The 19,567-nt window shown below is 56.6% G+C and carries 17 protein-coding genes; 16 read left to right on the forward strand and 1 reads right to left on the reverse strand.

Features of this window, described 5'->3' with window-relative positions:
- Positions 1 to 137 precede the first annotated feature (137 nt).
- Positions 138 to 1,877 (reverse strand): Rqc2 family fibronectin-binding protein, encoded by a 1,740-nt coding sequence (locus tag QWV57_RS05525; RefSeq protein ID WP_301101138.1) that lies wholly within the window; start codon positions 1,875 to 1,877, stop codon positions 138 to 140.
- 314 nt (positions 1,878 to 2,191) lie between these two features.
- On the opposite strand from QWV57_RS05525, the gene QWV57_RS05530 reads away from it, so the two are divergent.
- The 16 genes from QWV57_RS05530 to QWV57_RS05605 all read left to right on the forward strand — a co-directional run bounded on the left by QWV57_RS05530 (position 2,192) and on the right by QWV57_RS05605 (position 19,551).
- Positions 2,192 to 4,864 (forward strand): cation-translocating P-type ATPase, encoded by a 2,673-nt coding sequence (locus QWV57_RS05530; RefSeq protein ID WP_301101154.1) that lies wholly within the window; start codon positions 2,192 to 2,194, stop codon positions 4,862 to 4,864.
- Positions 4,865 to 4,952: 88 nt separating this feature from the next.
- Complete coding sequence (locus tag QWV57_RS05535; RefSeq protein ID WP_013523365.1) at positions 4,953 to 5,828, forward strand: YicC/YloC family endoribonuclease; 876 nt, start codon at positions 4,953 to 4,955, stop codon at positions 5,826 to 5,828.
- 56 nt (positions 5,829 to 5,884) lie between these two features.
- Positions 5,885 to 6,148 (forward strand): extracellular matrix/biofilm regulator RemA, encoded by a 264-nt coding sequence (remA, locus tag QWV57_RS05540; RefSeq protein WP_011230666.1) that lies wholly within the window; start codon positions 5,885 to 5,887, stop codon positions 6,146 to 6,148.
- A gap of 11 nt (positions 6,149 to 6,159) precedes the next feature.
- Positions 6,160 to 6,777, forward strand: coding sequence for a guanylate kinase (gene gmk / locus QWV57_RS05545; protein ID WP_011230667.1), 618 nt, complete (start codon positions 6,160 to 6,162; stop codon positions 6,775 to 6,777).
- 2 nt (positions 6,778 to 6,779) lie between these two features.
- Positions 6,780 to 6,980 carry a DNA-directed RNA polymerase subunit omega gene (gene rpoZ, locus QWV57_RS05550; RefSeq protein ID WP_011230668.1) on the forward strand — a complete coding sequence of 67 codons (201 nt, stop codon included), beginning with the start codon at positions 6,780 to 6,782 and terminating at the stop codon, positions 6,978 to 6,980.
- Between the two features lie 49 nt (positions 6,981 to 7,029).
- On the forward strand, positions 7,030 to 8,235 hold the full coding sequence (gene coaBC, locus QWV57_RS05555) for a bifunctional phosphopantothenoylcysteine decarboxylase/phosphopantothenate--cysteine ligase CoaBC (protein ID WP_015374384.1): 1,206 nt from the start codon (positions 7,030 to 7,032) through the stop codon (positions 8,233 to 8,235).
- Positions 8,232 to 10,637: a primosomal protein N' gene (gene priA / locus QWV57_RS05560; RefSeq protein ID WP_015374385.1), complete on the forward strand. Its 2,406-nt coding sequence runs from the start codon at positions 8,232 to 8,234 to the stop codon at positions 10,635 to 10,637. The genes coaBC and priA overlap by 4 nt, the downstream gene beginning before the upstream one ends.
- 16 nt (positions 10,638 to 10,653) lie before the next feature.
- Positions 10,654 to 11,127 (forward strand): peptide deformylase, encoded by a 474-nt coding sequence (def, locus tag QWV57_RS05565; protein ID WP_015374386.1) that lies wholly within the window; start codon positions 10,654 to 10,656, stop codon positions 11,125 to 11,127.
- A 6-nt stretch (positions 11,128 to 11,133) separates the two neighbouring features.
- On the forward strand, positions 11,134 to 12,093 hold the full coding sequence (gene fmt, locus QWV57_RS05570) for a methionyl-tRNA formyltransferase (RefSeq protein WP_015374387.1): 960 nt from the start codon (positions 11,134 to 11,136) through the stop codon (positions 12,091 to 12,093).
- A complete protein-coding gene (gene rsmB, locus QWV57_RS05575) occupies positions 12,080 to 13,414 on the forward strand; it encodes a 16S rRNA (cytosine(967)-C(5))-methyltransferase RsmB (protein ID WP_015374388.1) in 1,335 nt (444 codons plus the stop codon). Before fmt ends, rsmB begins: the two co-directional genes overlap by 14 nt.
- A 4-nt stretch (positions 13,415 to 13,418) precedes the next feature.
- Positions 13,419 to 14,516 carry a dual-specificity RNA methyltransferase RlmN gene (gene rlmN / locus QWV57_RS05580; protein WP_011230674.1) on the forward strand — a complete coding sequence of 366 codons (1,098 nt, stop codon included), beginning with the start codon at positions 13,419 to 13,421 and terminating at the stop codon, positions 14,514 to 14,516.
- A gap of 5 nt (positions 14,517 to 14,521) precedes the next feature.
- On the forward strand, positions 14,522 to 15,271 hold the full coding sequence (locus QWV57_RS05585) for a Stp1/IreP family PP2C-type Ser/Thr phosphatase (protein WP_033006246.1): 750 nt from the start codon (positions 14,522 to 14,524) through the stop codon (positions 15,269 to 15,271).
- 5 nt (positions 15,272 to 15,276) lie between these two features.
- Positions 15,277 to 17,247, forward strand: a complete 1,971-nt coding sequence (pknB, locus tag QWV57_RS05590; RefSeq protein WP_301101172.1) for a Stk1 family PASTA domain-containing Ser/Thr kinase — start codon at positions 15,277 to 15,279, stop codon at positions 17,245 to 17,247.
- 4 nt (positions 17,248 to 17,251) lie between these two features.
- A complete protein-coding gene (rsgA, locus tag QWV57_RS05595; protein ID WP_015374391.1) occupies positions 17,252 to 18,133 on the forward strand; it encodes a ribosome small subunit-dependent GTPase A in 882 nt (293 codons plus the stop codon).
- Positions 18,134 to 18,135: 2 nt separating this feature from the next.
- Entirely contained in the window at positions 18,136 to 18,792 is a 657-nt protein-coding gene (rpe, locus tag QWV57_RS05600) for a ribulose-phosphate 3-epimerase (protein WP_013145788.1), read from the forward strand.
- 108 nt (positions 18,793 to 18,900) lie between these two features.
- Positions 18,901 to 19,551 carry a thiamine diphosphokinase gene (locus QWV57_RS05605; RefSeq protein WP_013145787.1) on the forward strand — a complete coding sequence of 217 codons (651 nt, stop codon included), beginning with the start codon at positions 18,901 to 18,903 and terminating at the stop codon, positions 19,549 to 19,551.
- Positions 19,552 to 19,567 lie beyond the last annotated feature (16 nt).

Below are 19,567 nucleotides of genomic sequence, written 5' to 3' on the forward strand. Positions count from 1 at the left end.
CAAGCGGGCTGTCCATAAGGCCAATGCAGCTGGTCTTACAGACAGCCCGTTGTCTTTGATGCGGCACTAGACTGTTTCGGTTTGCGGGAGTTCGCGCGAATCGCCCGATGCCGTGTTGGGCGGTCATTGGGGCGGGTTTACGATGGTTTCGCCGCTTGTTCTTTTTGCCGTTGTTTCATGGCGCGGACGAGTTCTTCATCCGGCGTGACGTAGAGCGTTTGCTCGTGTTCGTAAATGACAAATCCCGGCTTGGCGCCGCTCGGTTTTTTTACATAGCGGATGCGCGTGTAGTCGACAGGCACGGATCCGGAGTGGCGGGCTTTGCTGAAGTAGGCGGCGAGATTCGCCGCTTCCAAGAGCGTCTCGTCAGACGGCTGCTTGTTCCGGATGACGACGTGCGAGCCGGGAATGTTTTTCACATGCAGCCAAACATCGTCCTTATGGGCCAGCTTTGTTGTGAGATAATCGTTTTGTTTGTTGTTTTTGCCAACGAGTATTTCCGTGCCGTCGCTTGCGACGTAGCGGTCAAGCTCGGGCGCGGTTGGTTTGCGCTTTTTTGCTCCTTTCGCGGCGCGCGGGCGCAAATAGCCTTGTTCGATGAGCTCGTCGCGGATTTCCTCGACATCTTTCGGCGAGGCGGTTTCCAGCTGGCTTAAAATCGTGTCGCAATAGGCGATGTCTTCTTTCGTCCGCTCGATTTGTTGTTGCACGACGGCGAGCGAGTTTTTCGCTTTTTGGTATTTTTGAAAGTACTGCTGCGCGTTCTCGGACGGCGATTTTTGCGGGTCGAGCGGAATGGTGACCGTGCCTCCGTTTTCGTCGTAGTAGTTTGCGACCTCGATTTCCGTCATGCCGCGCTTTGCGGCGTACAAATGGGCGGTGAGCAGTTCGCCGTACAGTCGATAAACGTCGGCTTTCTTTGCTTCTTCGAGCGTCTGTTCGAGCTTTAGGAGCTTTTTCTCGTTTTTCGCCTTTTCGTTCGCCATGAGCCGCTCGATGTCATGGGCTTGCTGCTTGACGCGGTCGCGCTCGGCCTTGCCGAAATAAAAGCGGTCCAATAGCTCGCTTGCACTCGCAAACGGTTGGCCTTCGATTTGTAAGTGCTTAAGCGGCAAAACGTAAAACCATTCTTTTTCCCCGTTCGTGTACATCATCGGGGCAAAGCGGCGGCGCCGAACGTCATCGATGAGCGCGAGGAAGCTTTTCGGCAGCGTCGTCCGGTTGGCGAGTCCAGCGCGGAACACCGCCTCATTGGCAAATAGCGGCGAAATGCCGCTGAAGGCGGAAACAAGCTGTTGGGCGAGCTTGCCGGCGTGAAAATCAAGTTTTTTCAGCACCGTTTCTTCCGTCGCTTCAAGCGGATTCAGCTTGCCGTGCGTCGGCGGAGCGACGTACGGATGCCCGGGAAGCACCGTCCGGTAGCGGTTGACCGACGGCGGCAAATGCTTCAGGCTGTCGATGATCGTGTTGGTCGATGCATCAACGAGGATGATGTTGCTATGGCGGCCCATCACTTCAATGATGAGCCGCTTCGTCTGCAGATCGCCGAGTTCATCGCGGCCTTTTGTGTCCATGACGATGATGCGGTCGAAATCGACTTGACGGACCGACTCGATGATGCTTCCTTCCAACTGTTTGCGCAGCCGCATGCAAAACATCGGCGGCTCGGATGGGTTGTTGTACGTTTCGTTTGTCAAATGGACGCGGGCGTACGTCGGATGCGCCGACAGCATCACTTTATGGTTATGGCCCCGGGCGCGCACAAGCAGCACGATCTCATACGCCGACGGCTGGTGGATTTTCGTGATCCGCCCGCCCGCAAGCGCCTCTTCGAGTTCACCGACAATGGCGTACGTAAACACTCCGTCAAAGGACATGGAAAACACCTTTCTATTTCGTTTGTTTGCTATTTCGATCTTACCATACGACCCGCCGTTTTGAACATTTCTTTGAATATTACCTGAAGACGGACGAAGATGCCCGACGAACATGTTGCATAAAATGGGGAGGCCCGCTTTTTTGACACGATTTTTTCCCTTATGGGGGAGATGGCGTGGCAAAGGGCCCCACGACTCCTTATGTTTGTGTCGCTAAACATCATGGCGGGGACTATCATTTTTTGGGACATGTATGAATAAGCATAGAGAAGCGGGAACGGCGTGCGAAAAAATGGAAGGACGGAGGGAGACAGATGCAATGGCATACGCTCGCGGCAAGCGATGTCGCGCACGAGACGAAGACGAATGTCAAGACCGGGCTTACTGCGGCGGAGGCGGAAAAACGGCTGCGGCAGTTCGGGTACAACGAGCTGGCGGAAGGGAAGAAGGAGTCGGCCATCGTTGTCTTTTTTCGCCAGTTTCAAGATTTTATGGTGCTTGTGTTGCTTTTGGCGACGGTGATTTCCGCGTTTTTAGGCGAGTATGTGGATGCGGTGGCGATTGTCGTCATCGTGATCATGAACGCCATCCTGGGGTTTATCCAGGAGCGGCGGGCGGAAAAGTCGCTTGCCGCCTTAAAACGGTTGTCCGCTCCGCAAGCGGTTGTGCGGCGCGATGGCAGGTGGGTGAAAATTCCGGCGCGCGAGCTTGTCGTCGGTGATGTCGTGAGGCTGGCAAGCGGCGACCGGGTCGGGGCCGACATCCGCTTGATTGAGACGAGCGGGATGGAAATCGAGGAATCCGCCTTGACGGGCGAATCGGTGCCCGTAGCCAAATCGGCCGCCCCGCTTCATACGAAACAGGCGTCGCTCGGCGATTTGCACAATATGGCGTTTATGGGGACGATGGTGACGAGAGGAAGCGGCATTGGCATTGTCATCGCAACGGGAATGAAAACGGCGATGGGGCAAATCGCGACGATGCTCGAAGAGGCGGATGCCGGTATGACGCCGCTCCAGCGCCGTCTTGAGCAGCTTGGGAAAATTTTGCTTGTCGTCGCCTTGGCGCTGACGGCTGCCGTGGTGGCGGTTGGGGTTATGCAAGGGCACGATCTGTACGAAATGTTTTTGGCTGGCGTATCGCTGGCAGTGGCGGCGATTCCGGAAGGCTTGCCGGCCATTGTGACGGTTGTGTTGGCGCTTGGCGTGCAGCGGATGATCAAACGGAACGCCATCGTCCGCAAGCTTCCGGCGGTGGAAACGCTCGGCTGCGCTTCGGTCATTTGTTCCGACAAAACGGGGACGATGACGGAAAACATGATGACCGTCACGCAAGTATGGGCAGGCGGGCGGACATTTGCGGTAAGCGGCGTTGGTCTTGAAACGGATGGCGAGTTTTCTGAACGCGGCCGGACGGTTGATCCGAACCGCGTTCCCCAGCTCGCTCGCCTATTGACAATGGGGGTGCTTTGCAATAGTTCGGAGTTGAAAGAGGAAAACGGCCGGCGTTACGTCGACGGCGATCCGACGGAAGGAGCGCTGCTGGTCGCGGCGGCCAAAGCTGGATTGGCGAAAGGAATGCTTTTGCGTGAGTACACGATCGAACAGGAGTTTCCGTTTGATTCCGAGCGGAAAATGATGACGGTCATCATTCGCGACCGGAACGGGCGGCGGTTCGTTGTGACGAAAGGGGCGCCCGATGTGCTGCTTGAGCGGGCGGACCGCCTGGAATGGAACGGGCGCGAGCAGGCGCTGACCCCGGCGTGGAAAGAGACGATTGAGAAGGCGATTCGCCACATGGCGTCTTCCGCCTTGCGCACGATCGCCGTCGCGTATCGGCCGCTTGCGGAAACGGAACGGATCGAGTCGGAGAAGGATGCGGAGACAAAGCTTCGGTTTCTCGGCGTCGCCGGCATGATCGATCCGCCGCGCCCTGAGGTGAAGCAAGCAGTGGCGCGATGCAAAGAGGCAGGCATGAAAACGGTGATGATCACCGGCGACCATGTGTTGACAGCCACCGCCATCGCCAAACAGCTTGGCGTGCTGCCGCCTGGCGGAAAAGTGATGGATGGGGCGACGTTGTCGAAGCTGTCGGTCGATGAGCTCGAACGCGAGGTCGATAATATTTACGTGTTTGCCCGCGTCTCCCCGGAGCATAAGCTGAAAATTGTCAACGCCTTTAAGCGCCGCGGTCATATTGTCGCCATGACCGGCGACGGGGTGAACGACGCGCCGGCGTTGAAAGCGGCGGATATCGGCGTCGCGATGGGCCGGTCGGGGACGGAAGTGGCGAAAGAGGCGGCGTCGCTCGTTTTGTTGGATGACAACTTTGCGACGATTGAGGCCGCGATCGAAGAGGGGCGCAACATTTACGAAAACATTCGCAAGTTTATCCGCTACTTGCTCGCCTCGAACGTCGGGGAAATTCTCGTCATGTTGTTTGCGATGCTGCTTGCCTTGCCGCTGCCGCTCGTGCCGATTCAAATTTTATGGGTCAATCTTGTCACCGACGGTTTGCCAGCCATGGCGCTCGGGCTCGACCAACCAGAAGAAAACGTGATGAAGCGGCCGCCGCGCCGTCCCGATGAAGGGGTGTTCGCCCGCGGGCTCGGCTGGAAAATCGTAAGCCGCGGCTTTTTGATCGGCGTTGTTACGCTGGCTGCGTTTCTGACCGCCTATGAACGGAGCGGCGAGGATCTCGTTTACGCCCAGACGGCGGCGTTTGCGACGCTTGTGTTGGCCCAATTGATCCATGTGTTCGACTGCCGCTGCGATCGTTCGGTTTTTGACCGCAGTCCGTTCGGGAACATATACCTTGTCGCGGCGGTGATCGTGTCGCTGCTTTTGCTCGTTGTCGTCATCTATTACCCACCGCTTGCCGCAGTGTTCCATACGAAGCCGCTCGCAGCGGTCGATTGGCTGCTCATCATTGGCTTGTCCGCCCTGCCGACATTTTTGTTTGCTGGCTCGCTTTTTACGAGAAAATAAAAGGATGGATATGTTATAATAAAAAAGGTGATAGAGCAACGCTCTATGACCTTTTCTTTTTCATCAAGGCAACAACGGATGTGATGATATGGTTTACAGCATGACTGGTTTTGGCGCAAGCACGAAAAAAACGGATCGTTTGATGGTGGCGGTGGAAATGAAATCGGTCAACCACCGGTTTTGCGAAATTTCCATTCGCCTCCCTAGACAATGGCTCGTGTTTGAGGATAAAATAAAGAAAGCAATTTTGCCGTACGTGCGGCGCGGAAAAGTGGAAGTGTTCGTCACGATCGCCGGCGAAGGACTTGTAAAGCGGAACGTACATATTGATTGGGATTTGCTCGGCCAATATTGGGCCGGGTTGCAGGAGGCAGCAAAGCGATTTGCCGTTGACGGCAGCGTGACGGCGGCCGAGCTGCTTCGGCTTGATGGGGCGGTCGAAGTTGTGGAAGAGGAAGGAGCGAACGAGGAGGTCGAGCCGCTGCTTTTGGCCGCTGTCGATGAAGCGGCAAAGGCACTTGTTGCCATGCGCCGGCGCGAAGGGGAGGCGCTTGCCGCGGATTTGCGCGCCCGTCTTCATGAAGTCGAAGCCGGGGTGGAAGCTATTGAACAGCGGGCGCCGCTTGTGATTGAACAATACCGCGAGCGGCTTGCGCGCCGCCTGCGCGAATGGGCGCCCGCTCCGGTCGATGAGGCGCGCCTGCTCACAGAAGTGGCGGTGTTTGCCGAAAAGGCGGACATTCATGAGGAATTGAAACGCATCCGCAGCCATTTGGCGCAAATGGCAGACGCCTTAGAAATGGACGAACCGATCGGGAGGAAACTGGACTTTTTGGTGCAAGAGTTGAACCGGGAAGTCAACACGATCGGCGCCAAGGCAAACGACAGCCTGATTGCCGCGCAAGTCGTTGAGATGAAAAGCGTGCTTGAGAAAATGCGCGAGCAAGTGCAAAACGTGGAATAACGGTTTAAAACGACTTGTTGGCGGCAACAATATCGGATATGGCAGGTGGGCGTGTCATGATGATGAAATTTATCAATATCGGGTACGGAAACATGGTGTCAGCCGCCCGCATCATTACGATTGTCAGCCCTGATTCGGCGCCGATCAAACGAATCATTCAAGATGCGCGCGAAAGCGGCAAGCTCGTTGACGCGACGCACGGGCGGAGGACGCGCGCCGTCATCATCATGGACAGCGATCACGTCATTTTGTCGTCCGTGCAGCCGGAAACGGTGGCGAACCGCTTATATGGAAGCGACGATTTCTCCGAGGAAGGGTAGGGTTTTGGGCGTTGAAGAACGAACGTGGGTTGTTGATCGTCATGTCGGGTCCGTCCGGCGTTGGCAAAGGAACGGTGCGCAAGGCGCTGTTTTCGCAGCCGGACATCAATCTTCATTATTCGGTGTCGGTCACGACGCGCAAGCCGCGCGAAGGCGAAGTGGAAGGCGTCGACTACTTCTTCCGCACGCGCGAGCAGTTTGAACAAATGATTCGGGAAAACAAGCTGCTCGAGTGGGCGGAATACGTCGGCAACTACTATGGCACGCCGATCGACTACGTGGAGAAGACGCTTGCCGAAGGGAAAGATGTGTTTTTAGAGATCGAAGTGCAAGGAGCGATGAAAGTACGGCGGGCGTTTCCAGAGGCGCTCTTCATTTTCCTTGCTCCGCCAAGCCTCACGGAGCTTGAAAAGCGGATCATGGGACGCGGCACCGAGTCGAAAGAGCTGATTGAAAATCGGCTGCGGGCGGCGAAAGAGGAGCTTGAAATGATGGACGAGTACGACTATGTCGTGGAAAATGATGAAGTGGAGCTCGCCTGCGAGCGGATCAAGGCGATCGTCATCGCCGAACATTGCCGGCGCGAACGCGTCGCCGAGCGATATAAACGGATGTTGGGGGTGGAATGACGATGCTGTATCCTTCCATCGATTTGCTGATGCAAAAAGTCGATTCGAAATACAAGCTCGTCACGGTGGTGGCCAAACGGGCGCGCGAGCTGCAGGACGGTGCGGAGCTGATGGTGAAAAAGCCGGTGTCGAAAAAATTTGTCGGCCAGGCGCTCGAGGAAATTGCCGGTGACAAGGTCGAATTAGTGGAGGAGGAAAAATAACAACCTAGCTTTAGGTTGTTATTTTTTTCAATGTCGGGGGGTGGCCAACATGATCAAGGGAAAACATATTTTGCTTTGTGTGACCGGGGGGGTGGCGGCGTACAAGGCGGCGGCGCTCACCAGCCAGCTCGTCCAGCGCGGCGCTGAAGTAAAAGTGATCATGACAGAAGGGGCGTGCCAGTTCATTACACCGCTCACGTTTCAAGCATTGTCGCGCCAGGAAGTGTATGTCGATACGTTTGCCGAAAACGATCCGGCTGTCATCGCCCATATCGATTTGGCGGACTGGGCGGATCTCGTTTTGGTCGCACCGGCGACGGCCAATACGATGGCGAAGCTGGCCGCCGGCATCGCCGACAATATGGTGACGACGACGATTTTGGCGACGAAAGCGCCCGTCTGGATTGCTCCGGCGATGAACGTTCATATGTACGAGCATCCGGCCGTCCAGGCGAACATGGAGCGGCTCTGTAAGTTCGGCTACCGGTTCATCGAGCCGTCGGAAGGCTATTTGGCGTGCGGCTACATCGGCAAAGGGCGGCTCGAGGAGCCGGAGAACATCATCGCCCATATCGAGCGCTTTTTTGCCGGTGATCCGCCGCTGTTTCGCGGGAAGCGTGTGCTTGTCACCGCTGGGCCGACGCGGGAGAGGCTTGATCCAGTCCGTTATTTCTCCAACTATTCGAGCGGCAAAATGGGCTACGCCATCGCCGAAGCGGCGGCCCGCTTCGGCGCTTCGGTGACGCTTGTCTCCGGACCGACGGCGCTTTCTTCACCCGATGGCGTCGAGACGGTGGCGGTTGAATCGGCGGAAGAGATGTATGAAGCGGTTTTGTCTCGGTTTGCGGAAACGGACATCGTGATCAAGGCGGCGGCGGTCGCCGATTATCGGCCGAAATATGTCGCGGCTTCCAAAATTAAAAAGCAGCCGGGCGGTTATGTCGTCGAGATGGAGCGGACGGTGGACATCTTGAAAGCGCTTGGCGAGCGGAAAACGGGACAGATTTTGGTTGGATTTGCCGCTGAGACGGACAACCTCGAGCAGTATGCGTTAAAAAAACTTGAAGAAAAGCGGTTGGATATGGTCGTCGCCAACAATGTCACCGAAGAAGGGGCAGGGTTTGCCGGCGATACGAACATCATCACCATCTTCCGCCGCGACGGCGTCGTTCGGCCGCTGCCGCTCATGACGAAACGCGAGGCGGCCGAGGAAATTTTAAAAGAAATTCACGCGTATATCGAGGCGATTCGATGAAAGTAGCATCCGTGATTGTCGATGTCCCGTCCCGGCAGACGGACCGCCCGTTCGATTATTGGATTCCGGAGCGCTGGCAAGGCGTCATCCAGCCGGGCATGCGGGTGACGGTGCCGTTTGGGGCGCGGCGTTTGCAAGGGTTTGTCGTTGATGTGAAAGACCATTCCGACATCAAACAACTGAAACCGATTGAGCATGTGATTGATGTCGTGCCGGTGTTAAACGAAGAGCTGCTTGATCTTGGCCGCTATTTAACGGAAACGACGCTTTGTTTTGCCATTTCGGCGTACCAGGCGATGCTGCCGGCGGCGATGCGGGCGAAATATGAAAAAACGCTCCGCTTGACGGATGAAGAGAAGAGAGGGAGGTTGCCGGATGAGGTAAAGCCGCTGTTTGCCGGGCGGACGGAAGCGCCTTGGAAAGAGGTTGAGGCGGCCGGTTTATGGCGGGCGGCGCAAAAAGCGGTGCAGCAAGGTGTGCTCGAGGCGGTCTACAAGGTGAAAGAAAAAGCGGGCAAGAAAACGGTGAAGCACGCCGCTTTGGCCATTCCATCGGAACAAGCGAAACAGGAGCTCGGGTCGCTGCCGGCAAGGCAAAAAGAGGTGCTTTCCTTTTTGCTGGAAAAAGAGGAAGCGGCGCCGGTTGCCGAGCTGCAAGCGGTGCTTGGCGTCTCCTCAGCGCCGCTGAAAGCGCTCGTCGACAAAGGATTTGTGGTGCTGAACGATGTCGAGGTGTACCGCGACCCGTACGAGCATCGCACGTTTCAGCCGAGTGAGCCGCCGGCGCTCACTCGGGCGCAAGAGGCGGCATTGGCGAAGATCGCCGCTTCGGTGCGCGCCGGGGAGCATCGCACGTTTTTGCTGTATGGCGTCACCGGCAGCGGGAAGACGGAAGTGTATATGCAGGCGATTGATGAAGCGTTGCGCCAAGGAAAGGAAGCGATCGTTCTCGTGCCGGAAATTTCGCTGACGCCGCAAATGGTCGAGCGCTTCAAAAGCCGGTTCGGCTCGAAAGTAGCGGTGCTTCACAGCGGGCTGTCGGTCGGCGAAAAATATGACGAATGGCGGAAAATTCACCGGAAAGAAGTGCAGCTTGTCGTCGGGGCGCGATCGGCGGTGTTTGCCCCGTTTGAAAACTTGGGAATGATCATCATCGATGAGGAGCATGAGACGAGCTACAAGCAAGAAGAAATGCCGCGCTATCATGCGCGCGATGTCGCCATTTACCGCGCTCGCCGCCACAGCTGCCCGGTCGTGCTTGGCAGCGCCACCCCCTCGCTTGAGACGTTCGCCCGCGCCGCCAAAGGGGTGTACGAGCTGCTCGAGCTGCCGGAGCGCATCAGCGACCGCGGCCTGCCGGACGTTCATGTCGTCGATATGCGCGAGGAGCTGCGAAGCGGCAACCGTTCGATGTTTTCACGCCGATTGCTTGACGAATTGCGCCGCCGGCTTGAGCGCGGCGAGCAGGCAGTGTTGCTGTTGAATCGACGCGGTTATTCGACGTTTGTCATGTGCCGCAGCTGCGGCTATGTCATCCGCTGTCCGCACTGCGACATTTCGCTGACGTACCATCGTGCCGGGGAACGGATGAAATGCCACTATTGCGGGCATGAAGAGCCGCTTGCCCCTCGCTGTCCGTCATGCGGCAGCGAACATATCCGCTTTTTCGGGACCGGCACGCAAAAAGTGGAAGAAGAACTGACGAGGTTGCTGCCGAAAGCGCGCGTCATCCGCATGGATGTCGATACGACCGGCCGCAAAGGGGCGCATGAAGAGCTGCTTTCCCGTTTTGCCGCCAAGGAAGCCGATATTTTGCTCGGCACGCAAATGATCGCCAAAGGGCTTGATTTTCCGGATGTCACGCTTGTTGGTGTGCTCGCGGCCGACACGATGCTTCATTTGCCCGATTTTCGCGCCGCGGAAAAAACGTTCCAGCTGTTGACGCAAGTGAGCGGGCGCGCCGGACGGCACGAGCTGCCCGGCGAAGTGATCATTCAGACGTATACGCCTGAGCACTACAGCATTGAACTGGCCGCCCGCCACGACTACCGCGCCTTTTACCAGCGGGAGATGGCGCTGCGCAAAGCGCACGGCTATCCGCCGTACTACTACTTGACGCTCATCACGGTCGCCCACCAGGAAGCGCCGGCTGCAGCCAAAGCGGCGGAGAAAATCGCCGCCTATTTGCGCAAGCATTTGTCGCACGAAGCGGTCGTTCTCGGCCCCGTTGCCTCGCCAATCGCCCGTCTTCACGATAGATATCGTTACCAATGCATGATAAAATACAAACGGGAGCCGAATTTGACCGCGGCGCTCAAGGCGGTCATCGACCGCTACCAAGCCGATGCCGCCCATGGCGGAGTGATGGTCACCATTGATACAAACCCATACATGATGATGTGAACTTGGGGGAATGACGTTGTCTGTTTTGTCGATTGTCACGTATCCTGACCCGATTTTGGAACAGCCGTGCGCGCCAGTGACGGCGTTTGACCGTCGGCTCGGGCGGCTGCTTGACGATATGTATGAAACGATGCTTGCCGCTGACGGGGTGGGCCTAGCTGCCCCGCAAATCGGCGTCGCCAAGCAGATCGCCGTCATCGATGTCGGTGATGAACACGGTCGGATCGAGCTCATCAACCCGGTCGTGATCGAGGCGCGCGGCGAACAAGTGGATGTGGAAGGCTGTTTGAGCTTTCCCGGCTTGTTTGGCGAAGTGCCGCGCGCGAAATTTGTGAAAGTGCGGGCGCAAAACCGGCGCGGCCGCCCGTTTACGCTTTCCGCGACCGGTTTTTTGGCGCGCGCGTTGCAACATGAAATCGACCATTTGCACGGTGTGCTGTTTACGTCGAAAGTGATTCGGTATTGCGATCTTGAAGAATTGGAAGGATAGATGCCAATGACGAACATTGTGTTTATGGGAACACCTGACTTTGCCGTGCCGATTTTGCGCCAGCTTCTTCATGACGGCTACCGCGTTGCAGCGGTCGTCACCCAGCCGGATAAGCCAAAAGGGCGGAAGCGCGAGCCCGTTCCGCCCCCGGTGAAAGTGGAAGCGGAGCGCCGCGGCATCCCGGTGCTGCAGCCGACAAAAATTCGCGAGCCGGAGCAATACGAACAAGTGTTGGCGTTTGCGCCCGATTTGATTGTCACGGCGGCGTTTGGGCAAATTTTGCCGAAAGCGCTGCTTGATGCACCAAAATACGGCTGCATCAATGTCCATGCCTCGCTTCTGCCCGAGCTGCGCGGCGGGGCGCCGATCCATTACGCCATTTGGCAAGGGAAAACGAAAACGGGTGTCACGATCATGTATATGGTGGAGCGGTTGGACGCCGGCGACATGTTAGCGCAAGTCGAAGTGCCGATTGCCGAAACGGATACGGTCGGCACGCTCCATGATAAATTGAGCGCCGCCGGGGCTAAACTACTATCAGAAACGCTTCCACTTTTATTGGAAGGAAACATTACGCCCGTTCCGCAAGATGAGGAGAAAGCGACGTATGCGCCGAACATTCGCCGCGAGCAGGAGCGGATCAATTGGACGCAGCCCGGCGAAGCCATTTACAACCATATTCGCGCCTTCCATCCGTGGCCGGTCACGTATACAACGCAGGATGGGCACATTTGGAAGGTTTGGTGGGGTGAAAAAGTGCCGGCGCCCCGTTCGGCGCCGCCGGGCACGATTTTGGCGCTTGAGGAAAACGGCATTGTCGTGGCCACCGGCAATGAGACAGCCATTCGCATCACCGAATTGCAGCCGGCCGGAAAAAAACGGATGGCGGCGGGCGAATTTTTGCGCGGCGCCGGCAGCCGTCTTTCGGTCGGCATGAAGCTAGGAGAGGATCATGGACGTACGTGAACTTGCTTTAGATACGCTGTTAGCCATTGAACAAAAAGGAGCGTACAGTCATTTGCAATTAAACGAAGCCATTCAAAAAGGACGCCTTGACGGGCGCGATGCGGCGCTGTTGACCGAGATTGTCTACGGCACGGTGCAACGGCGCGACACGCTCGATTATTATTTGGCGCCGTTTTTGCGCAAGGCGCGCCGGCTTGAGCCGTGGGTGCGCGTGCTTCTTCGGTTGACGCTGTATCAAATGGTGTATTTGGATCGTGTTCCCGACCGCGCCGCCGTCTTTGAAGCGGTTGAAATCGCCAAACGGCGCGGCCATCGCGGCATTGCTTCACTTGTCAACGGCGTATTGCGGGCCATCGGCCGCGAGGGGCTGCCGTCGATCGAGGCGGTTGATGACGCGGGCAAGCGGCTCGCCCTTGCCACCAGCCATCCCGAGTGGCTCGTTCGGCGCTGGATCCAGCAATATGGTTATGAAGAAGCGGCGCGCATGTGCGAGACGAATTTGCGCCCGCCGCAATCAACGGCCCGCGTCAACCGGCTGCGTGCGACTGTCGAAGAAGCGCTTGAGCGGCTGCGCGCTGAAGGGATGCAGGCAATCCCTGGCCATGTCGCTCCGGAGGCCATCCGGGCGGAAAAAGGGAATTTGGCTCATACGGAGACGTTTCGCGCCGGTTGGCTGACGATTCAAGATGAAAGCTCAATGCTTGTCGCTCGAGCGCTTGACCCAGCCCCCGGCGAGCGGGTGCTTGACTGCTGCGCGGCGCCGGGCGGGAAAACGACCCATATCGCCGAGCGGATGGGCGGGCGCGGCGAGGTCGTTGCTGTTGATATCCACGAACATAAGGTAATGCTGATCGAACAGCAGGCCAAGCGGCTCGGGCTTGACAACGTTGCGACGCTCGCCCTTGACAGCCGCCGGCTCGGCGAGCGGTTTGCCCCGGAATCGTTTGACCGCGTTTTGGTCGATGCGCCGTGCACTGGATTCGGCGTCATTCGCCGCAAACCGGAGATCAAATATACGAAAGGGAAAGACGCCATCGCCGCGCTTGTCGAGATTCAGCAAGCCATTTTGCGGGCGGCCGCCCCGCTTTTGAAAAAAGGCGGTACGCTTGTCTACAGCACATGCACGGTGGAGCGCGAGGAAAATGAAGAAGCCATCGCCCGCTTTTTAGCGGATCATCCGGACTTTTTCCTCGACGCCAGCCTTGCCGAGCGGATGCCGAAACCGGTGCGGCCGCATGTGAAAGGCGGCATGTTGCAGCTTTTGCCGCATCATTTTGACTCTGACGGGTTTTTTATCGCCCGACTGCGAAAGAGGGTGTAAAAGCATGGAAATGGTTCGTCCGGCTGCCCGCCGCTCTGTCGGCGAAACGCAGCCTCCGTTGCCATCGATTTATTCGCTCACGCTAGACGAATTGAAGGAATGGCTTGTCGCTCAAGGCGAAAAGCCGTTTCGGGCCACACAAATTTACGAGTGGCTGTATCAAAACCGCGTCACCGATTTTGCCGACATGACGAATTTGCCGAAGCGGCTGCGCGAACAGCTAGCGTCATCGTTTTCGATCACGACGTTGAAAACCGTGGTCAAACAAACTTCTAAAGACGGAACGATCAAATTTTTGTTTGAGCTCCATGACGGCTATTCGATTGAGACGGTGCTCATGCGTCATAACTACGGCAATTCGGTGTGCGTCACGACGCAAGTCGGCTGCCGCATCGGCTGCACGTTTTGCGCTTCGACGCTCGGCGGACTGAAGCGTCATTTAGAGGCGGGCGAGATCGTCGCCCAAGTCGTGCAAGTGCAAAAGGCGCTCGATGACACGAATGAACGCGTCAGCAGCATCGTCGTCATGGGCATCGGCGAGCCGTTCGACAACTACGATGCGCTCATCAAGTTTTTGCGCATCGTCAATCACCCAAAAGGGTTGAACATTGGCGCCCGCCATATCACCGTTTCCACCAGCGGCATCATCCCAAAAATTTACCAGTTTGCCGATGAAGGAATGCAAATCAACTTCGCCATTTCGTTGCATGCACCGACGAATGAGCTGCGGACGAAACTCATGCCGATCAATAAAGCGTACCCGCTGCCGAAGCTCATGGAGGCGGTTCGGTATTACATTGAAAAAACCGGCCGGCGCGTGACGTTCGAGTACGGATTGTTCGGCGGGGTGAACGACCAGCTTGAGCACGCCGAGCAGTTGGCCGAGCTGATTAAAGGGCTGAAATGCCATGTGAATTTGATTCCGGTTAACTACGTGCCGGAGCGCAACTATGTGCGCACGCCGCGCAGCCAAATTTTCGCCTTTGAACGGGCGTTGAAAAAACATGGGATCAATGTCACCATTCGCCGCGAACATGGACACGACATCGATGCCGCCTGCGGACAGCTTCGCGCGAAGGAGCGAAAAGAGGAGACGAGGTGAATCGGATGCGAGCCGTTTTCCGAACTGACATCGGCCAAATTCGCGAACATAACGAAGACAATGGCGGCGTATTTGTCAATCAAAGCGGCCAATATTTAGCGGTTGTCGCTGACGGGATGGGCGGTCATCGCGCCGGTGATGTAGCCAGTTCCATGGCGGTGGCGTATTTGCAGGAGCGATGGGAGAAAGAGAGTGGCCTTGCTTCACCGGCTGAGGCGGAGCAATGGCTCAAGACGCAAATTGCGTCGGCGAACGAACAACTGTTTCGCCATGCCCTTTCCCACCCGGAATGTCAAGGAATGGGGACGACGGTCGTCGCCGCCGTTTGCGCTAATTCGTTTGCGACGGTTGCCCATATCGGCGACAGCCGCTGCTACGTGCTCAACAAAAGCGGAATTCAGCAGCTGACCGACGACCATTCGTTGGTCAATGAGCTCGTCAAAAGCGGGCAGCTTTCGAAAGAAGCGGCTGAGCATCATCCGCGCAAAAACGTGCTGTTGCGGGCGCTCGGCACGGAACCGGCGGTGAAAATCGACGTGAAAACAGTGGCGCTCGACGAGGGCGACATGTTGTTGTTATGTTCGGACGGGTTGTCCAATAAAGTGCCGGAAGCGGACATGATACATATTTTGACGGGTGCCGGCACGCTGGAAGAGAAGGCGGAGGCGCTTATTGAGCTCGCCAACGGGCGGGGCGGAGAAGACAACATTTCGCTGGCGGTCATCGATGTTTCAGCGGAACGTGAAGGTGGGTGATCGGCGTGCTCATTGGAAAGCGATTGAATGACCGCTATAAAATCATCAGCCTTATCGGCGGCGGCGGCATGGCGAATGTCTATTTGGCCCGCGACATCATTTTGGAGCGCGATGTCGCCGTGAAAGTGCTCCGCCTTGATTTTGCCAATGATGATCAGTTCATCAAACGGTTCCGCCGCGAGGCGCAAGCGGCGACGAGCTTAAACCATGAACATATCGTCTCCATTTATGACGTCGGCGAAGAGGAAGGCGTCTATTACATCGTCATGGAATATGTGCGCGGCGCGACGCTGAAGCAATACATCCAGCAGCACGCTCCGCTTCCGGTCGAACGGGCGCTTGGCATTATGGACCAGCTGACATCAGCGATCGCCCATGCCCATGAGAACGGCATCATCCATCGCGACATTAAACCGCAAAACATTTTGCTTGATGAGCACGGCAATGTGAAAGTGACCGACTTCGGCATCGCTGTGGCGATGAGCGGCACGACGATCACGCAGACCAACTCGGTGCTCGGTTCGGTCCATTATTTGTCGCCGGAGCAGGCGCGCGGCGGCATTGCCACCGAAAAGTCGGACATTTATTCGCTTGGCATCGTCATGTTTGAACTTGTCACCGGTCGGCTGCCGTTTTCCGGCGAATCGGCCGTTTCGATCGTGCTGAAGCATTTGCAGGCGGAAACGCCGTCGCCCAAGGCGTGGAACCCCGACATTCCGCAAAGCGTCGAAAATATTATTTTAAAAGCGACGGCGAAAGACCCGTTTTACCGCTACCAATCCGCGCGCGAAATGAACGAGGACATTCGGACAGCGCTGGATCCAAGGCGGCGCAACGAGCCGAAATTTACCATACCCGATGACGATGAGGAAGCGACGAAAGCCATTCCGATGATCAAACATGCGGAAAGCGCGGCGTTGGAGCAAGAGACGCTTGTGTACGAGGAAAAAACGAGCGAACCGGTTCATACGACGGGCGAACCGAAACCAAAGCGGAAACGGGTATGGATTGCCTGGCTTGTGGCTGCCTTGCTGTTCATTGGAGCTGCCGGCGTCAGCGCGGTCACATGGATTCCGGACCTCATTTTTCCAAAAGAAGTGACGATGCCGAACGTGGTCAACAAAAACTATGATGACGCTGTTGAACAGCTGTCGTCGCTCGGTTTGGAAATCAAAGATACGATTGATGTGGAAGATGATCAAATCGAAGAAGGAAAAGTCGTGCGCACCGATCCGGAAGCCGGCATGACGGTGAAGAAAGGGGCCGGCGTCATCATTTATAAAAGCATTGGAAAAAAGAAAATCGAATTTCCAAGCTTCATTGGCGATGATATTGCTGCGGCGGAGGAGGAGCTGCGCGCTGAAGGATTCACCCGCATTACGCGCAATGGCCGCCACAGCGACAAGCCGGAAGGGACGATTTTGGATCAATACCCGTACGCCGGCGATCGAGTGGCGCCTGATGAAACGGAAGTTATCTTTACCGTCAGCCTCGGGCCGGAGAAGGTCACCGTTAAAGATTTGACTGGCTATACGGAAAAAAGCGTGCGCGACTACGGCGCGGATCAAGGGTTGCGCATTGACGTGAAGTACGAGTATTCGGACGAGGTGCCAGAAGGGCTTGTCATTTCGCAAACTCCAGCGGCGAACGAGCAGGTAAAAAAAGGGGAAACCATCACGGTCGTCATTTCCCGCGGGCCCGAGCCGAAGCCGTCCAAAACGGTAGTGAAAGAGATTATGATCCCGTATGAACCGGCGATGCCGGGGCAAATGGTTGAAGCTCAGCTTTACATCCAAGATGCCACCCACAATATGTCAACGCCATACAAAACATACCGGCTGACGGCGCCAGCGACCGAGATGGTCGAGTTTGAAATTCCATATGGGGAGACCGCTTATTACCGCGTCATTGTCAACAATGTCGTCAAAGAGGAAGGATCGATCCCGTACCCAGAACATAACGAAAAAAAGGGGTGAGGCTATGGCGGAAGGACAAATCATTAAAGCATTAAGCGGATTTTATTACGTCTTGTCCGAAGGCCGCGTGTTCCAATGCCGCGGGCGCGGTGTGTTCCGCAAGAAAAACGTGACGCCGCTCGTCGGCGACCGCGTCGTTTTTCAGGCGACGAGCGAAACGGAAGGCTATATTTTGGAGATTGGCGAGCGGCAAAATGAGCTTGTGCGGCCGCCGATTGCCAACGTCGAACAGGCGATTTTAGTCTTTTCGGCTGTAAGCCCGGACTTCAGCGCCAAGCTGCTCGACCGCTTTCTTGTCTTGGTTGAATCGAAACGCATCGCGCCGATCATTGTCATCAGCAAAATCGATTTGTTAGATGGCGAATCGAAAGAAGAGATCGCCCGCTACGTGCATGATTACCGGCGCATCGGCTACGACGTGATTGAAACGTCAGCCGTGACCAAGGGCGGCCTCGATGAACTGGCGTTGCGCCTTCGCGGCCGCGTCTCCGTCGTCGCCGGGCAGTCCGGCGTCGGCAAATCGTCCTTATTAAACGCGCTCCGTCCGGATTTGCGGTTGAAAACGGGCGACATTTCCACCCATTTAGGGCGCGGCAAGCATACGACCCGCCATGTCGAACTGCTTGAGGTCGCCGGTGGACTTGTCGCCGACACCCCAGGGTTTGGCGCGCTTGAGTTCGACCAGATCGAGCTTGATGAATTGCCGCATTATTTTCCGGAATTCCGGATGTACGGGGAAGGGTGCAAGTTCCGCGGCTGCCTTCATATCGCCGAGCCGAAATGCGCTGTGCGTGAGGCGGTCGAGGCCGGGGAGATTCCATCGTACCGCTATGACCACTACGTTAGTTTTGTTGCCGAAATGAAAGAACGAAAGCCGAGGTATTGAACATGATTCGAATTGCGCCATCGATTTTATCAGCCGATTTCGCCCGCCTGGCTGAGGAAATTCGTTCGGTCGAGGAAGGCGGGGCGGATTGGATTCATGTCGATATCATGGACGGGCATTTCGTGCCGAATTTGACGTTCGGTCCGCCGGTCGTGGCCGCCATTCGACCGGTGACGAAGCTGCCGCTTGACGTCCATTTGATGATCGCCGACCCGGACCGATACATTCCGGCGTTTGCGAAAGCGGGCGCGGATGTGATTTCCGTCCATGTTGAGGCGTGCGTGCATTTGCATCGGACGATTCATTTTATCAAAGAACAAGGCGTCAAAGCCGGGGTGGTGCTCAATCCGCATACACCGGTCGAGATGATCCGCCATGTGATCGGTGATGTCGATCTCGTCTTGTTGATGACGGTCAATCCAGGGTTTGGCGGACAGGCGTTCATTCCGGCGGTCGTGCCAAAAATCCGTGAGGTCGCCCGGATGGCCAGTGAACAAAACAAAGAGGTCGATATTGAGGTCGACGGCGGCATCAATGCGGAAACGGCGCGGCTTTGCGTGGAAGCCGGAGCGAACGTGCTTGTCGCCGGCTCGGCCATCTACAATGAACGGGATCGAGCCGCCGCTATTCGCACGCTTCGCAAAGCGTGCGCCAACTAGCCAAAAGGCAGCGCCGCTTTTGCCATCTTATTGAGCCGCAGGGTGATGAGAGCAAAGAAAAGAACGGAAGATGGCTGCCTCGGCCCTTGCCGAAAGGGGGAAACGCATGTGTTGATTCATATTGTCGGCGGCGGTCCGCCCCACCTTCTTCCCGATTTGCGCTCGTATGATGGGAGCGATGTGCAGTGGGTCGGCGTCGACCGCGGCACGAAAGCGCTCTTGGATTTCGGACTCCGCCCGGTGCGGGCGTTTGGCGATTTTGATTCCTTGCCGGCTGAGGAGGTCAAGCGGCTAAGGGAGATGCTGCCGGAGCTTGACATTTGGCCGGCGGAAAAAGACAAAACGGATATGGAGATCGCCCTTGACTGGGCGGTTAGGCAGACAGATGGGGCCATCCGTCTGTTTGGGGCGACCGGCGGGCGGCTTGACCATTTGTTTGGCAACGTTGAGCTGCTGTTAAAGTACGCCGGGCGGCCCATTGAACTCATCGACCGGCAAAACGTGCTCACCGTCCATCTGCCCGGCGTGCATACGGTCGCGCGCGACGATCGATACCGTTATGTGTCATACATCCCGATTTCCGAAACGGTGGCAGAACTTACGCTGATGGGATTTAAATATCCGTTAACAAACTGTCATATTTCCCGCGGTTCGACATTATGTATTAGTAATGAACTTATCCAATCTTCCGGTACTTTTTCGTTTTCAGAAGGCATATTAATGATGATAAGGAGCAGCGATTTTGCCGGCTGCCCGTAGTCGCGCTTGGCTTATG

This window comes from Geobacillus zalihae, from assembly GCF_030414215.1.
Lineage (GTDB): Bacteria > Bacillota > Bacilli > Bacillales > Anoxybacillaceae > Geobacillus > Geobacillus zalihae.